Source organism: Micromonospora noduli, from assembly GCF_003264365.1.
In the GTDB taxonomy this organism is placed as follows: domain Bacteria; phylum Actinomycetota; class Actinomycetes; order Mycobacteriales; family Micromonosporaceae; genus Micromonospora; species Micromonospora noduli.
Genome location: NZ_PYAK01000023.1, coordinates 37,191 through 52,624 on the forward strand (window position 1 = coordinate 37,191; position 15,434 = coordinate 52,624).

General features: G+C 68.8%; 13 protein-coding genes and 1 pseudogene. 6 read left to right on the forward strand and 8 right to left on the reverse strand.

The window, feature by feature from the left end:
* Positions 1–25: 25 nt before the first annotated feature.
* The 3 genes from GUI43_RS18575 to GUI43_RS18585 form a co-directional block, all read right to left on the reverse strand.
* Complete coding sequence (locus tag GUI43_RS18575; RefSeq protein ID WP_112590056.1) at positions 26–598, reverse strand: GNAT family N-acetyltransferase; 573 nt, start codon at positions 596–598, stop codon at positions 26–28.
* Positions 599–678: 80 nt separating this feature from the next.
* The gene (locus GUI43_RS18580) at positions 679–1,119 is read right to left on the reverse strand and encodes a hypothetical protein (protein WP_112602463.1); all 441 of its coding nucleotides are present in this window, start codon (positions 1,117–1,119) and stop codon (positions 679–681) included.
* A 34-nt stretch (positions 1,120–1,153) separates the two neighbouring features.
* On the reverse strand, positions 1,154–2,380 hold the full coding sequence (locus GUI43_RS18585) for a hypothetical protein (RefSeq protein ID WP_112590053.1): 1,227 nt from the start codon (positions 2,378–2,380) through the stop codon (positions 1,154–1,156).
* Positions 2,381–2,556: 176 nt separating this feature from the next.
* Here GUI43_RS18585 and GUI43_RS18590 point away from each other — a divergent pair, with 176 nt between their 5' ends.
* Positions 2,557–4,110, forward strand: a complete 1,554-nt coding sequence (locus tag GUI43_RS18590; protein WP_112699366.1) for an NAD(P)/FAD-dependent oxidoreductase — start codon at positions 2,557–2,559, stop codon at positions 4,108–4,110.
* 33 nt (positions 4,111–4,143) lie between these two features.
* Here GUI43_RS18590 and GUI43_RS18595 read toward each other — a convergent pair whose 3' ends face one another.
* Positions 4,144–4,962 carry a hypothetical protein gene (locus GUI43_RS18595; RefSeq protein ID WP_170158752.1) on the reverse strand — a complete coding sequence of 273 codons (819 nt, stop codon included), beginning with the start codon at positions 4,960–4,962 and terminating at the stop codon, positions 4,144–4,146.
* 158 nt (positions 4,963–5,120) lie between these two features.
* Positions 5,121–5,846 carry a TetR/AcrR family transcriptional regulator gene (locus tag GUI43_RS18600; RefSeq protein WP_249037783.1) on the reverse strand — a complete coding sequence of 242 codons (726 nt, stop codon included), beginning with the start codon at positions 5,844–5,846 and terminating at the stop codon, positions 5,121–5,123.
* A 22-nt stretch (positions 5,847–5,868) separates the two neighbouring features.
* Between GUI43_RS18600 and GUI43_RS18605 the strand changes: the two genes are divergently transcribed.
* Entirely contained in the window at positions 5,869–6,996 is a 1,128-nt protein-coding gene (locus tag GUI43_RS18605; RefSeq protein WP_112699367.1) for an FAD-dependent oxidoreductase, read from the forward strand.
* A 353-nt stretch (positions 6,997–7,349) separates the two neighbouring features.
* On the opposite strand, the gene GUI43_RS18610 is transcribed toward GUI43_RS18605, so the two are convergent.
* Positions 7,350–7,901, reverse strand: coding sequence for a hypothetical protein (locus tag GUI43_RS18610; RefSeq protein WP_146765926.1), 552 nt, complete (start codon positions 7,899–7,901; stop codon positions 7,350–7,352).
* Positions 7,902–8,069: 168 nt separating this feature from the next.
* On the opposite strand from GUI43_RS18610, the gene GUI43_RS18615 reads away from it, so the two are divergent.
* The gene (locus GUI43_RS18615) at positions 8,070–8,585 is read left to right on the forward strand and encodes a hypothetical protein (protein WP_112699369.1); all 516 of its coding nucleotides are present in this window, start codon (positions 8,070–8,072) and stop codon (positions 8,583–8,585) included.
* A gap of 40 nt (positions 8,586–8,625) precedes the next feature.
* Here the strand turns inward: GUI43_RS18615 and GUI43_RS18620 are convergent, their stop codons facing one another.
* Positions 8,626–9,471 carry an SAM-dependent methyltransferase gene (locus GUI43_RS18620; RefSeq protein ID WP_249037784.1) on the reverse strand — a complete coding sequence of 282 codons (846 nt, stop codon included), beginning with the start codon at positions 9,469–9,471 and terminating at the stop codon, positions 8,626–8,628.
* 233 nt (positions 9,472–9,704) lie between these two features.
* On the opposite strand from GUI43_RS18620, the gene GUI43_RS18625 reads away from it, so the two are divergent.
* Together GUI43_RS18625 and GUI43_RS18630 are read left to right on the forward strand one after the other, a co-directional pair.
* On the forward strand, positions 9,705–13,169 hold the full coding sequence (locus GUI43_RS18625; protein WP_112699371.1) for a ThuA domain-containing protein: 3,465 nt from the start codon (positions 9,705–9,707) through the stop codon (positions 13,167–13,169).
* Between the two features lie 496 nt (positions 13,170–13,665).
* Positions 13,666–14,061: pseudogene (locus GUI43_RS18630) on the forward strand (SDR family NAD(P)-dependent oxidoreductase); the annotation flags it as partial.
* 24 nt (positions 14,062–14,085) lie between these two features.
* Here the strand turns inward: GUI43_RS18630 and GUI43_RS18635 are convergent.
* The gene (locus tag GUI43_RS18635; RefSeq protein WP_112699404.1) at positions 14,086–14,553 is read right to left on the reverse strand and encodes a nuclear transport factor 2 family protein; all 468 of its coding nucleotides are present in this window, start codon (positions 14,551–14,553) and stop codon (positions 14,086–14,088) included.
* Positions 14,554–14,752: 199 nt separating this feature from the next.
* On the opposite strand from GUI43_RS18635, the gene GUI43_RS18640 reads away from it, so the two are divergent.
* Positions 14,753–15,397 carry an alpha/beta fold hydrolase gene (locus tag GUI43_RS18640; protein WP_112699372.1) on the forward strand — a complete coding sequence of 215 codons (645 nt, stop codon included), beginning with the start codon at positions 14,753–14,755 and terminating at the stop codon, positions 15,395–15,397.
* Positions 15,398–15,434 lie beyond the last annotated feature (37 nt).

Here is a 15,434-nt window from a genome sequence, read left to right on the forward strand (position 1 = left end):
GCATGGTGCCGCTCGGGTATGACAACTATTCGCTGTCGTCAGTGGACGGTGCGTGGCGGGCGGACCACTCGTCGGCCAGCACCGACCAGACCTCAAGGTCGATCCGACCGTGCGGACCCGGGCTGACCTGGCGCAGCGTGCCGTCGAGGCGCAGGCCGAGCCGGTCGGCGAGGGCCTTGCTGCGGGTGTTGTCGGCGTTGGTACGCCACTCCACCCGCTGGATGCCGCGCTCGCGCACCGCCCAGTCGACGATCCGGCGCACCGCCGGGGCGACCATGCCCCTGCCCTGCGCTGCCGGCTCCACCCAGCAACCGACCTCGCAGACGCCCCGGGTCACGTCGAACGACACGAACATGACCCCACCCACTAGTGTGCCCCGCCACCACAGCCCCCAGATGCCACCGCTGTCGCTGGCCCAGAAGTCGGCGTACCGCTGCAACACCGCACGGGCCGACGGCAGATCGGTGGCGACGAAGGACGGCGACACCCAGGGCTGGATGTGCTCACGGGCCCGATCGAGGTGGGCGAGGAACTCCTCGGCCCGCCACGGGTTCAACGGGCGCAGCTCGACGTCCTCGGTCAGCGGCAGGGCGAACACCGGGCCTCCCCGAAGGTCCGTTGGCAACGACGGGTAGCAGACTCGCACAGGGCCGCAGGTCGGTCACGGCCCGGGGCCGCTCACTCCGGCAGATGGGTACGCAGCGCGGCGAACTGGGCCACGGTCAGGTAGGAGGGGTTGGCGGCCTGCGGCTGACGGAACACCTCCAGGGCGGCGAGCCGGTCATCGGCGCGCAGCAGCAGCCGGGATACCCGGTCCCGTTCGGCGAGGATGGGCAGATCCAGCGGCACCGACCACGGCTGCCCCGGTGCGCCTGGCTCGGCCGCCCCGGTGACCCGCCCGACGCCCCATACTCCGTACGGCAGTCGGCCCCGGCTGCCGCTGGCCCAGAAGACCACCGGCTGCCCGGCGCGCATCAACCGCGCCCGGTAGCCGGGACGCACACACCAGCTCGTCACCAGTGGCTCGCGGGCGAACCGGGCGGCGAGGTCGACCAGGTCAGCGTTGCCCTTGATCAGCCAGGCGCCCAGGTCGTCGAGGCGTACCCGTGGCTCGGTCATCGTGTACATCTTGCCCGGCCGACGGCAGCGCCAATCAGATGATCATGTGGGTCCAGTAGCTAAGCCAGAGCACGAACAGCACGCCCTGCACCACGGCGAGCGTCGCGGTCAGCCACACGTCGACGCTGGCGTGGCGGGCCCAGCGAGCCAGCACCAGCGCCACCGGAAAGGCGGCGAGCAGATAGCGCAGCAGGCTCTTGTACACCGGCGGACCCATCGACAGCGGCACCAGCACCATGAGGATGCCGTACACCAGGTAGGCCAGCTCCCGGCGGCGGAACCCGGCGACCAGCACGGCCAGGACGGCCACGGCGAACCACGCCCGAGCGGCGTCGCGCGGCTCCCCGGTCAACCCGTTCAGCAGCACCGGAACGGGGTTCTGCACCTTGATGCCCCATCCGGTCTCCTGGGCGTGCTGGTAGGCGAACCAGTCCCCACCCCGCCACCGGCAGTACGCCATGAAGGTGAACCATCCGGCGGGTAGCAGCACCAACGGCCAGCCGATCCGGAGGTAGCCGAGCAGGGCGCGCGGCCCGAGCCGCCAGTCGTGCTGCCGGAGCAGCACCAGGGCCAGCGGCAGCGCCACGAGCAGGCCGACGGAGCGGCTCATCGCCAGGAAGTAGCCGATCACGCCGACCAGCAGCCACCGGCGTCGCTCGGCGTAGTAGAAGGCAGCCAACGCGAGGCAGACGAAGAGCGACTCGGTCAGTGCGGCCTGGAACAGGAACGCGGTCGGCAGCAGCACCAGGTACCGGGTGAACCGGCGGGCCGTGTCCGCGTCGCCGAGCAGCAGCTCCGCCAGCCGGTAGCCGTACCAGAGCGCCAGCAGGAACGCGACGTTGCTGATCACCAGCAGGGCCAGGGCGTTGTCGCCGCCGAGCACCGCGCCGAGGGGCCGGGCCAGGAACGGGTACAACAGCGGGAATCCGAAGTCTCGCCACGGCCCGGTCAGCGGCAGCTCGCTCAGCCGCAGGTAGAGCAGCGAGTCCCAGGCGAACCAGAAGGAGATCCACCGGTGCCCGGAGATCTCCCGCTGTTGCGCCCACATCAACGTCTCGTCGGCCGGCGGCGCACCGGGGATGTCGTCCCAGGCGTGCAGGGCCAGGAGCCCGAGCACTGTGAGCAGCAGCTTCGCGCCGAGGAACAGGCCGATGACGTACGGCCAGGGCGCCGGCACCCGGCGGGCCAGGCGTGCTCCGCCGCGGCCGGCCGCGACCGCCCGGGCGGCCAGCGTCGCCGCGCGGCTGCGCCACCGGTCCATCCGCCCCGCCTCCCCAATCCCCCGGTCCGCCGGCCGCGCGGGGAAGTCGCTCTTCTCGTGGTACGCCGCAGCGCGCCCCGCCGAAGCGAGGACCAGCTATCACCAAGTGTGACATTCTGCCCATAGCGGGTAGACGCCGCGCCTCAATCATGGCGGTGAGCAGGGAGCGCGTCAGCATGAGCGAGCAGAACGGCACGGTGGTCATCGGTGCGGGGCCGGCCGGGCTCACCGCGGCGTACGAGTTGCTCCGGCACGGCCGGTCGGTTCAGGTGTTCGAGGCCGACGAGGTGGTCGGCGGAATCAGTCGGACAGTGGAGCGCGACGGGTGGCGGTTCGACATCGGCGGGCACCGGTTCTTCACCAAGGTGCCCCGGGTGGAGGCGTTCTGGCACGAGATCCTGCCGGACGAGGACTTCCTGACCCGGCCCCGGATGAGCCGCATCTTCTACCGGGGCGCCCTGTTCAACTACCCACTCAGCGCCATGAACGCGCTGCGCAACCTGGGTCTGCCCGAGGCCGTCCGCTGCCTCGGCTCGTACGCCCGCGCCCGGCTGCGGCCGCCAAAGGACCAGTCACACTTCGAGGGCTGGGTGTCGGCCCGGTTCGGCTGGCGGCTGTACTCGATCTTCTTCAAGACGTACACCGAGAAGGTCTGGGGCATGCCGGCGGACCGGCTGCAGGCCGACTGGGCGGCGCAGCGGATCAAGAACCTGTCGCTGGCCACGGCGATCCGCAACGCGCTGCTGCCCCGACGTCGACGCACCGACGTGACCAGCCTGATCGAGGAGTTCCAGTACCCGAAGTACGGGCCCGGGATGATGTGGGAGCGCTGCGCCGAGCAGGTTCGCGAGCGGGGCGGGCAACTGTCCACCGGCAGTTGGGTCACCGCCGTGCACCGCGACCCGGCCCGTGGGCGGGCGATCAGCGTGACGGTCAACGGCGCGGGCGGGCAGCGTACCGAAGCTGCCGACCACGTGATCTCGTCCATGCCGATCTCGGAGCTGGTGACCGCGCTCCACCCGCCGGCGCCGCCGGAGGTGCTGGCCTGCGCGGCCGACCTGCGCTACCGCGACTTCTTGACTGTCGCCCTGGTCGTGCCGGCGGAGTTCTCGTTCCCGGACAACTGGATCTACGTGCACGACCCGGGGGTACGGGTGGGCCGGATCCAAAACTTCGGCTCCTGGTCGCCGTACCTCGTCAAGGACGGCCGCACCTGCCTGGGCCTGGAGTACTTCGTGTTCGAGGACGACGAAATGTGGCGTACCCCGGATGCCGACCTCGTGGCCCTCGCCACCGCAGAGCTGGAGCGGTTGGGGTTGGTGCGACCCGGCGTGGTGGAGGCCGGCTACGTCGTGCGCATGCCCAAGGCCTACCCGGTGTACGACGAGCGCTACCAGCACAACGTGGACGTGATCCGAGCCTGGCTGGCCGAGGCGGTGCCCAACGTGCACCCGGTGGGCCGCAACGGCATGCACCGCTACAACAACCAGGACCACTCGATGCTGACAGCGATGCTCACCGCCGAGAACATCGCCACAGGGAGTACGCACGACGTCTGGTCGGTCAACGTGGAGCAGGACTACCACGAGGAATCCTCCGGCTGCGACAGTCGGCGGGGCACCGGCCGGGACGCTCCGGTGGTGCCCAGCCGGATCATCGCGGCCCCGATCACCGTGCCGGAGGGGTCGGACGACCGAGCCCCTGTCGCAGCTCCCCCGTCTCACGCGTGAAGCGGAGCACGCTCTCGCGGCACGAGCAGGTGCTCAACGTGGCAGGTGCGTGCAGTGGGCCACTGTGGCGTCGTCCGGGCTGTGCGCATCCGCGCCACCGGTGGTCTGCGCCTCGGCCTGCCGGACGCAGGCGATGACGCCGGCCGGCCCGCCGGCCCGAAGCAGGTCCAGCACGCCCGGCCAGTCGGTCCGACCGTACGGGTTGACGATGCGGCTGGCACCGTTGCTGAGCAACGCCACACCGTTCAGGTCGGCGAGGGACCGGCTGCCGATCACCGCTTCCCGCGCCGCGCGCGGGTCGTCCTTGGCGATCCAGTAACCGCCCGGCTGGTTCCGGCGGGCACGCAGCGCGGTGGCGCAGGAGGCTCGCAACCGGTCGTACTCTGGCGATTTGCGGGCAATGCCGGCCAGCGGCGCCGAGCAGTCCCGCCGGGCAGTGGTCTCGCGCTCATCGGTGATCACCAGTGGGCCGCCGTCGACCTGGTCGATGACCAGGAAGGAGTCCGCGAGCAGGAGCCAGTCCAGGCGGTCCTGGTGGGCGCGGACCATCGCGACGGTGGCCTGCGGGCTGCTGGGGTCCGCGATGTCGCAGGTGTCGCCGTGCTCGGCGGCGATCTCCCCGATGGCGGTGGCGAGGATCGCGGCGAGCTCTCGTCCGTCGCCGCGCGACAGGTGGCCGAGCAGCGCGCCGCCGAGGCGGTGCGTGTACCAGGCGACGCCGTGGGAGCAGAGTGACTCGGCTCCCGGAATGCCGGCACCGTCGAGCAGGACGACAGCGCCGGGGACCGCACCGACGAAGTCCTCGTTCGACCGATCGGCCCTGCCGGAACTCGTCGCCAGGCTGACGTCCACTCGTGGGCTCCTGTCTGGACTCGTGTCGCCGCTGTGTGGGTACGGCTGGTCGAGCGGGTCAGGTTGGTGGAGAGCGGCATACCTCAGGGGTATATCTATGACTCAGAGGTATACCGCTCGACGAGACACATCCGGTCGGTGAGCCGCTGGCCAGCGGATCACGTTCGGCGTCGGCGGGTGATGCCGTCCAGGATGGTGGTCAGGTTGTGGTTGAAGGTGTCCTCGGCGTTGAGGTGGGCGCCGTCGATGACGAGCCGGGCCACTGTGGGGTACCTGCCGGTTTTCAACATGCGCGTGAGGTAGGGGCCGAGGCTGGCCTGGAAGGCAGCTTCATCGGTGCCGGTGGAACGTGCGGTGCGTCGTTCGGTGACCTCTCTGCGGACCGATCCGATGACGAAGGCGTTGAGGGCGCCCACGACTCGCTGGAGATCGTCGATGTCACGCACGCCGGGGGCCGCACTGAGCGCCGCTGCGGTCGCCTCGCCCACGGCGAGCGCGTGTGGTCCCAGGTGTGGCCGTCCGCCGAGCACGTCGGAGAACCACTCATGGTCAAGGGCTGCATCGCGGGTCGCGTGGGCGATGGCCAGCACCGTGTCGCGCCACCCGGAGCGCTGGCCCACCTCGGCGATCCGGGCATAGACGACGTCGACCATGAGATCGAGTAGCTCCGACTTGTTGATCACGTAGTCGTAGAGCCGCATCGGACCGACACCGAGCTCTTTGGCGATCTTGCGCAGTGACAGCCCGTCGAGGCCGTGCGCGTCGGCAAGCCGGATCGCCGTGGCGGCGATCTTCTCGCGGCTCAACGGCACCGGCACCGCCCGCGGCTGAGGTTCGGGCCGCTCCCAAACGGGCAGCGGCTCGCTACCGTACGGTGTATCCACCAATACAGTGTACGGTAGCGCCGTGAGAACGCGAATTGCGATCGCCGGTGGCGGTCTCGGCGGGTTGACGCTGGCACGGATCCTGCACCAACACGGCATCGACGCGGTGGTGTACGACCGGGAGGCAAGCCGGTCCGCCCGGCCCCAGGGCGGGGCCCTCGATCTACACCCGGAATCCGGGCAACTGGCCCTGGCCGAGGCGGGTCTCGCCGGCCGATTCCAGTCGGAGGCGCGGCCCGAGGGCGAGGAACATCGCATCCTCGACCCGACCGGACGCACTCTGGTGCACCACGAGCCGCAACCCGGCTCATTCTCCGGACGACCCGAGATCGACCGGAGCGCACTGCGTGACCTCCTGCTCGACTCCCTCCCCGGCGACACGGTTGCCTGGCGGCGCCGGGTCGTCGCGGCGACCCACCGACCCGAGGAGGGCTGGGAACTGACGTTCCACGACGGCCAAACAGCCAGCTGCGACATCCTCGTCGGCGCGGACGGCGCGCGCTCAGTCGTCCGGTCACTGCTGACTGACGTCGAACTGTCCTACGTGGCAACGCTCGTGGAGCTGAGCGTCGAAGACGTCGACCAGCGTCATCCCGATCTCGCCGAGCTGGTCGGCCCCGGAAACCTGTGGTGTGTCGGGGTGAACCAGATCCTGGCAGCGCAACGTCTCGGCGACGGCAGCCTCCGGGTCGGGATCTCGCTGCGCGCGGAGGACCGGCCCCTGGATTCCTACCGCAGTAAACGCGCCCTGCTGGACCTGTTCGCTGGCTGGAACCCCCGCCTCACCGCGCTCATCGAGGCAGCCGAGAGCGCGCCGACGCCACGCCTGATCGAGGCGATGCCCATCGGTACGCGCTGGACCAGCCGGCCGGGTGTCACCCTCATCGGCGACGCCGCGCACCTCATGCCACCGGTCGGCGAGGGCGCGAACCAGGCCATGCTCGACGCCGCAGAACTCGCCAGCCAGCTTGCTGCCAACCCGGGCGGCCCGAATTCGGCGATTCGGACGTACGAAGAGTCGATGTTCAGCAGGATTCACCCGATCGCCAACATGTCCGCACGAGTCCAGGCGATGATGCTCTCCCCTACCGCGGCGGAAGACATCGTCCGCTTCTTCACCCGACCCGCGGAGCCCGCACGCACAGACTGAGATCTGGCGCTGTCGACACGGCTGGCGATAGTCGTTTCATGACGAGGGATGTGCGCCCTGAGTCCGGCCCGCACCGTCGGCCTTGGAGCTGCATCTCGACCTCGACTACGTCGTGTGCCGGATCGATCCGCGGCCGATGCGGGGAGTTCACTTCTGGGTCGTGCCGGCCACGTAGATCTTCCATGTTTGGGACATCGTCGGCAGCTTGCACTCCATCTGTCTGCCGTTCGAGTTGAAAGGCCTGCGCCAGGAGGCCGGTCCACGCCCGGGGGAGCCCTGCTGGCACCTGGAAGGGCGCGACCTGAACCTGAGGTTCCAGGCGGCGCGCCGGAAGGCCGCGAGATTGTGGCTGCTCAAAGATCGAGGATGGCGCCGTTCGTAGCGAAGGCGTTCACCGTAATGAGAAGTCGTTCCAGGAACTCGCGAAGGTCCGCGCCTGCGACAGAGACGCCGTTTTCGGTTCCGGCGTAGACACCGCCGACATAACTGGCGCCGCGCAGCCGGAAGACCCGACCATCGGCCGTCGCTTCGGCGTACAGGTCACCACCGCCGTTGCTGCCGAAAACGACTACGTCGATGCCATCGGCGCCCGGCTCGCCGATCCGATCCGCCCGATCCTGCACGTCAAGTAGCGCCAGTAGTTCCTTGGATGAATGGATGAAGTATCCGTTGCAGATGTCCGGCAGTGTTACCGGACCGACCTGTTGGTGTAGCGCGACAAGGTCAACCGGCATCCACGGCAGGCGCTGCCGCAGCAGATCAACCTCGGCCCTGGGCGCCGGCGGGCCCACCTGATGATGGTCCGCCTCGAACGGAAAGTCCGACACGACATCACGAAGAGCCCGGTCGACTGCGGCTTGCAACTGCGTGGCCCACGCATCCATCCAGCGCTCCGTCAGCGTCAACGCCCTACCTCACGTCCGTCGTCCCGGCGATACGATTCTGCGGTGTCTGGACGTCAGCTAAAGCGTGGCACGGCTGTCGACACCACCTGTGGACAGGACAGCTGTCGCTGAAAGCATTCCAGGAGGATCCGCTCGCCCCGGAGGCGTTCGGGCCGGCATACTCGGCCGGTGTTCGACTTCGGCATCGACGGATATCAACCGCGTTGGTTGAACGGGGAAGACAGCGTCGCGAGGCATCACGGAGGACGCCTGGCCAGGCTTGTCGGTCGAACGCTGAGAAGTCCGTGGGTCGTGTGGGAAGCCGAACACGACGAGTGGTTTGCCGACTGCCCGGTGGTGCTCGATTTCGCCGGGGAGCGTCTGGAAGTCAATCACCAGAAGTTCGATGACCTGTCGATCACTTGGAACTCGGTGGACGTGACCCGGCCGCCGGTGTGGTCAACATCGGACGACTTCCGGCTGGTCTGGCGCGATGATGCTCCCGCCGTGTTGGCTGCCCTGCGCGGGCAGCGGTTGGAGGCGGTCGAGCTTCTCGAATGGGCCGGCGGAGACCTGGCGGACGGTTCCGTCGCTGTTGGCCTGCGCTTTTCGGACGGCTGGCTGGCTCTGTACAACCCCTTGGACGAGAACGGGATCGCGTTCGGCCAGTTGGAGCCGGAGTATCGCCGACACCGACTGGGATAGGCCTTCTCCCTGCCTGGACAAGCCCGGCGCGTGCAACCGGTCAGGGCTTACGGCCCACCGCGCCGTAGATGGAGGCGTCGGCCAGGGACGGGCGCTGCTCCGGTGGCACCTGCGGCCGCCACTCGGTGACCGGGGCGATGCCCGGTTCGGCCAGCTCCAGACCGGTGAAGAAGCGGGCGAACTCAGCACGGTCGCGGGGTACGGCGTCCTGCTTCATCCGGCCGGCGGCGAACTCGGCTTCCATCCGCCTGACGATCTCGGCGGGGATGTGGTCGGTGGTGAAGTGGGTCAGCGCCAGCCAGCTGCCCGACGGCAGAGCGTCGAGCAGGCGGGCGACCTGCTCGTGTGGGCGGTCGTCGTCGGTGAGGAAGTGCGTCACGGCGATGAGCACCAGGGCCACCGGTCGGGACAGGTCCACTGTGGCGTGCAGCTGCGGGTCGGCGAGGATCTTCTCCGGGTCGCGTAGGTCGGCGTCCAGGTAGGCGGTGGCGCCGGCCGGGTGGCTGGTCAGCAGCGCCCGGGCGTGGACCAGCACCATCGGGTCATTGTCGACGTAGACCACCCGGGAGTCGGGGGCGACGGACTGGGCCACCTCGTGGGTGTTGTCGGCGCTCGGGATGCCGGTGCCGATGTCGAGGAACTGCCGGACGCCGACCTCCTCGGCGAGGAACCGGACCGCCCGGCCGAGGAAGGCCCGGTTTTCCCGGGCGAGCGTGCGCACCCCCGGATAGACGGCCGCGATCTGGTCGCCGGACTCCCGGTCGACGGCGAAGTTGTCCTTGCCGCCGAGCCAGTAGTTGTAGCGGCGAGCCGGATGCACAGTCGTGGTGTCGATCCGGTCGGCACCCCGATCCTCGGGCAATTCCGACGTGGACGGCACCGTCACGAGACCTCCCCAGGTCGACGGGACACACTGCATCCGTAGAGTCACCGCACGTATCCAGAGGCCATCTTAAGCCGTACCCATGGGCCTGTGGGGCCCGCCGACGCGCGGACGCCGCCGGGGCGGGAAACCGCTTACCAGAGGGCTATTGACGGTCGTCACTGGCTGTCAGTACCGTGATGCGGGCAGCGAGAAAGCGCTTTCCGACCCCTCACCGTCCGACAGGGAGCGCCCCCATGCCCCGACACCTCCGTGCGTTCTGCCTGATCCTGCTCTCCATCGCCACAGTGGTGAGCACCACCACCGCCCTGCCCGCCGAGGCCGCCCCGCGCTTCCGGGTGTTGGTCTTCTCCAAGATCACCAACTTCTACCACGACTCGATTCCGGCCGGCATCGCCGCGATCCAGCAGCTCGGCGCCGCCCACAACTTCGAGGTCGTCGCCACCACCGACGCGGCGGCCTTCACCGACGCCAACCTCGCCACCTTCGACGCTCTCGTGTTCAACAACACCAACAGCCTCCCGACCTCGGGTGACCTGCTCAACGCCAGCCAGCGGGCGGCGTTGCAGACGTTCATCCGCAACGGCGGCGGTTGGGCCGGCCTGCACGCCGCCTCGGCCAGCGAACGCGACTGGCCGTGGTACGAGGGCCTGGTCGGCACGATCTTCGACTACCACCCCGACTTCTCGTCCACCGGCGGCACCTTCCCCGGCCGGGTCAAGGTGCTCGACCGGGCGCACCCCTCCACGCGCAACCTGCCGGAGCTGTGGGAGCAGAGCGAGGAGTGGTACAACTGGCGGACCAACCCGACCGGCAACGTACACACCCTCGCCCAGATCAAGGTGCGTGACGGGATCAACGGCCTGGACGAGGGCGTCGACCACGCGTACTCCTGGTGTCAGCGCTACGACGGCGGCCGGTCCTGGTTCACCGCCGGCGGACACGCCAGCTCCCAGTTCAGCACCCCGACCTTCCTGGAGCACCTGCGCTACGGCATCGAGTGGGCGGCCGGTGCGGTCGCCGGTGACTGCTCGGCCACCAAGACCAGCAACTTCGAACGGGTGGGGCTGGTCACCGAGAACCTGGCCGACCCCTTCGAGTTGGCCGTCGGCCCGGACCGGAAGGTCTACTACATCCAGCGCACCGGTGCGCTGAAGGTGGTCAACTCCGACACCCTCCAGGTCACGACGCTGCTGGACTTCGCGTACACCTCGGCCATGACCGACCAGTCCGACGGGCTGCTCGGAATGACCCTGGACCGCAACTTCGCCAGCAACGGCTGGATCTACCTGCTCTGGTCGGACAAGACCCTCAAACAGCTCAACCTGTCCCGGTTCACTGTCGCCAACAACAGCGTCGCGCTCTCCTCGGAGAAACGTCTGCTGACCATCCCCACCTATCGCGGTGAGGGCCGGGCCAACTCGCACATGGGCGGGTCGCTCGCCATGGACGCCACCGGACGGCTCTACGCGGCGATCGGTGACAACACCGACCCGTTCGCCTCCAGCGGCTACACCCCGGTCGACGAACGCGCCGGCCGCGCCGCCTGGGACGCCCAGGGCACCGCCGGCAACACCAACGACCTACGCGGCAAGATCCTGCGGATCACCCCACAATCCGACGGTACGTACACGGTGCCCAGCGGCAACCTCTTCCCGGCCGGCACCGCGAGGACCCGGCCGGAGATCTACGCGATGGGCATGCGCAACCCGTTCCGGATCACCATCGAACCGCAGACCAACGCGGTGCTGGTGGCCGACTACGGGCCCGACGCCCGCGCAGCCGATCCCAACCGTGGTCCGGAGGGGACTGTCGAGTTCAACCGGATCACCAGCGCCGGCAACTTCGGATGGCCGTACTGCGTGGGCAACAACATCCCGTTCAACGACTACAACTTCGCCAACAACACCTCGGGGGCGAAGTTCAACTGCGCCGCACCGGTGAACAACTCCCCCAACAACACCGGCCTGACCACCCTGCCGGCGGCGAAGTCCGCGCTGGTCTGGTACGCGTACTCCGCCTCCACCCAGTTCCCGGAGCTGGGCACCGGCGGTGGCGGGCCGATGAGCGGCCCGGTCTACGACTACGACCCGGCCAACACCCGCACCACGAAGTTCCCCGAGTACTTCGAGGGCAAGTGGATCACCTATGAGCTGACCCGCAGGTGGTTCAAGACGCTGTCGATCCACAAGACGGCGCAGACCTTCAGCAACGCGCGGTTCGGCCCGACGGCAGTGGGTGACCTCCAGTCGATCAACGGGATCTTCGGCAACATGAGCTGGATCCAGCCCTTCGAGGCGGAGTTCGGCCCGGACGGTTCGCTCTACGTCATCGACTTCGGCGAGGGCACCGGCAGCGGTCGCGGCGGCAGCAACGCCGGCGCGGGCATCTACCGGATCGACTACGTCGCCAACGGGCGGCCACCGACCGCGAAGGTCGCCGCCACCCCGGACAGCGGACGTACGCCACTCGCGGTGACGTTCTCCTCGGCCGGGTCGTCCGCCGGTGACGGGTCGGCGCTCAGCTACGCCTGGGACTTCACCAACGACGGCAGCACCGACTCCACCGCCGCCAACCCGAGCTTCACCTACCCGACGGCCGGGAAGCACACCGCCCGGCTGACCGTCCGCAACAGCGGCAACGGGTTGACCGCCACCGCGGTCACCGACGTGGTGGTCGGCAACACCCGACCGACGGTGACCATCACCGTGCCCGACGGCGGATTCTTCGACTTCGGCGACAAGATCCCGTACACGGTGACGGTCACCGACCCGGAGGAGAGCACCATCGACTGCGCCAAGGTGACAGTGCAGACCCAGCTCGGGCACGACTCACACGCCCACCCGCTGGACGTCTACACCGGCTGCTCGGGCCTGCTCGCCACCGAGGCGGACGCCGGTGACGGCCACGGGCCGGGGCAGAACCTCTACACCCTGATCACCGCGCAGTACACCGACGGCGGCGCGGCCGGCGGCGTACCGGCGCTGACCGGCTCGACCCGCGTGCAGTTGCAGCCCAAGAGCAAGGAGGCCGAGCACTTCAGCGCCCAGTCCGGCGTCACTGTCAACGACCGGGCCACCGCCCGCGCCGGCAAGCGGCTCGGCGAGGTCGACCACAACGACTGGGTGGCGTTCGGGCCGGCGGACCTGCGCAACGTCGGCTCGGTGACGCTCGGGGTGACCAACGGCGGGCTCGGCGGCACCATCGAACTGCGCACCGGCTCGCCCACCGGCACGTTGATCGGCACGGCCACCATCGGCTCCACCGGCGGGTGGGACAACCTGGTCTCCCCCACCGTCACGCTGACCAACAAGCCCACCGGCACGACCACCCTGTACGCGAAGTTCGTCAACGCCGCCCAGGTCAACGGCACCCCGGACCTGCTCGCCCTGGACTGGCTGCGGTTCAACGGCGCCGGGGTCAAACAGGAGCCGGGCGGGACGCTGTCCCTGGCCGCCAACCCGACCGGCGGCGCCGCACCGCTGACCACCACGCTCACCGCCACGGCAACCGCGCCGTCCGGGCAGAGCATCACCGACTACGCGTGGGACTTCGGCGACAACAGCGCCATCACGCACGGGGCGACACTACGGTCGACGACCCACGGCTACCCCCGCAAGGGGACCTTCACCGCCCGGGTGACGGTCACCTACACCAGCGGGGAGACCCGCTCGCTCAACCTGACCATCACGGTCACCTGATCGTCTGGCGATGGCGGGCGGGGGTCCACCCTGCCCGCCGCCGCTCGACACCGCTGGGTTGAGCACTAGACGGTGGTGCGCCCAGACGAGCTAGTCCACGGGCCCGGCGAGCCGAGGCGTCGGCGCGTCAGATGCTCCCAGGCCGCGCCGGTGACGCTGATCGGGGAGCCGGCAACGTAGATCTTGGACAGTTGCCGTTCCCGCGCAACGGAAACTGTCCAAGATCTGGGTTGCGGCGGTAAAGCTGTTCAGGTCGAAACTTGCTGACCCAGCCCCAAGTCCTCGCGCGGACGTGCCCGCCTCAACTCGATCAATATCGCCGCGAGGCGTCCCACCGTTCGACGAGGCTCGGCCCTGAGGTGCCGACACGCGAGGTCCTCCGGCTGGATGGATCGGCGGTACCGATTCTGGACTAGCGGGTCCATTATCTGCGAGTCACAGTCCGATACGGCGGCGAGCACTGGCCCGACCGTTTCGGAAGCGACGGGGGAAGACAATGGATTTGCAGCTTGCCGGTAAGCGCGCTCTGGTGACGGGTGCGAGCAGCGGCCTCGGCGCGGAGATCGCGGCGGTCCTGGCCGCCGAAGGCGTTGCCGTGGTCGTTCACGGCCGGGACCAGACCCGAACGGAGCAGACCGCCCAGAAGGTACGCGGTCAGGCCGTGGTCGCAGACCTCACCACTGATGTCGGCGCCGAGGCCGTGGCTACCCAGGCCGGTGAGGTGGACATCCTGGTCAACAACGCCGGCGCCTACGATCCCGAATCAGGGTGGTCCGACCTGAACGCCGACGCGTGGGCCGACATGTACAACCTCAACGTGCTCAGCTCGGTCCGCCTGATCCGACATCTAGCCCCCGCGATGCGGGCCAAGGAATGGGGCCGTGTCATCCAGATCGGCAGCGGTAGGCGCACCTGCTCAGGGTCGGTATGCCCCCTCGATGGTGGTGCTCTCTTGCGGACGGAGCGCGGTCAGGAGGCTGTCGAGTTGACCCCAAGCCCGCGCGCTGGCGATGGGGTCGATGTAATCTCGGGACTCGATGATGAGCCCATTGCGGATACGCATCACGAAGACGCATGGCACCGTAAACGCCTCACCTGTCTCGACCACCCGCCCCTGATAGGCAAACTCGGCGACAATCACCTCCGGGTCCCCAGTCTCATGAATCGTCACGTCGACTGGCTTACGGCTCAGCGTCCGGGCGACCGGAGGCTGCGCGGTGAAGTGCTCGTGCAGTTCGTTACGGCTACGCAGCGGCGGCGGGTTGAGCGGGTGGAACGGATGCGTGACATGGGTTTGTTCGGCGTACAGGTCGGCCAAGTCTTCGTACGGACCGTCGCAAACACCGTTCACCAGCCGGAGGAAAGTTTCGCGTGGGCTGCTCATGCCGGGCTTCCTTCGCAATCGGTAGGTGTCACCTAAGCCACGCCGAGGACTACCTCAGGGGTGGCCGGTACCCCATCGACGGCACCCTACTGACCTCAACGTCGGTTTGACTGGCCCGAAGCGCTCTCGTCGTCTGCATCCAGAGCATCGTCGTCATCGACAGAGGCGCGTGTCGTACCTGTGTGTGAGGCTTCGGGGCATGGCGACTTTCGTTCTGATCCACGGCGGTGGGGGCAGCGCCTGGGACTGGCACCTCCTTGTCCCCGAGCTGACCAGCCGCGGCCACGACGTGGTGGTACCAGAACTGCCGATCGAGAAAAGATCCGCGGGGTTCGCCGAGTTCTGCCAGACGGTCGTCGAGGCGATCGGTGACCGGAGAGACCTCGTGGTCGTCGGGCACTCGTACGGTGCGTTCACCGCGCCGCTCATTGCCGACAAGCTGCCGGTGCGGCTGCTCGTCCTGCTGACACCGATGATCCCCAAGCCCGGTGAGAGGCCCGGTGACTGGTGGGCCAACACCGGTTACCGCAGCGCCGAGGGGCTCAGTGAGGAGCAGCAGTTCTACAACGGTGTCCCGACCGAGGTCGTCGCGGAGGCAGCGGCACACACCCGGGACCAGGTCAGTGCGGAAGGGGACGAGCCGTGGCCCCTGGAGGCCTGGCCGGACGTGCCGACGACGGTGCTCCTCGCACGCGAGGACCGGTTCTTCCCGGCGGACTTCCAGCGCCGGATTGCCGCCGACCGGCTCGGCGTCGTCCCGGACGAAATTGACGGCGGCCACGCGGTGGCGCTCAGCCACCCGAAGCAACTCGCCGACCACCTCACCGCGTACCCGCTTTCCTGAAGGCGGGACCACGGCCGTCATGATCCGAACCTCCGGC

What these genes read in the sequence shown, in the direction of transcription:
- GUI43_RS18580 (WP_112602463.1), bottom strand. Translation starts at nt 1,119, where the DNA reads ATGACCGAGCCACGGGTACGCCTCGACGACCTGGGCGCCTGGCTGATC.
- GUI43_RS18585 (WP_112590053.1), bottom strand. Translation starts at nt 2,380, where the DNA reads ATGGACCGGTGGCGCAGCCGCGCGGCGACGCTGGCCGCCCGGGCGGTC.
- GUI43_RS18590 (WP_112699366.1), top strand. Translation starts at nt 2,557, where the DNA reads ATGAGCGAGCAGAACGGCACGGTGGTCATCGGTGCGGGGCCGGCCGGG.
- GUI43_RS18625 (WP_112699371.1), top strand. Translation starts at nt 9,705, where the DNA reads ATGCCCCGACACCTCCGTGCGTTCTGCCTGATCCTGCTCTCCATCGCC.
- GUI43_RS18635 (WP_112699404.1), bottom strand. Translation starts at nt 14,553, where the DNA reads ATGAGCAGCCCACGCGAAACTTTCCTCCGGCTGGTGAACGGTGTTTGC.
- GUI43_RS18640 (WP_112699372.1), top strand. Translation starts at nt 14,753, where the DNA reads ATGGCGACTTTCGTTCTGATCCACGGCGGTGGGGGCAGCGCCTGGGAC.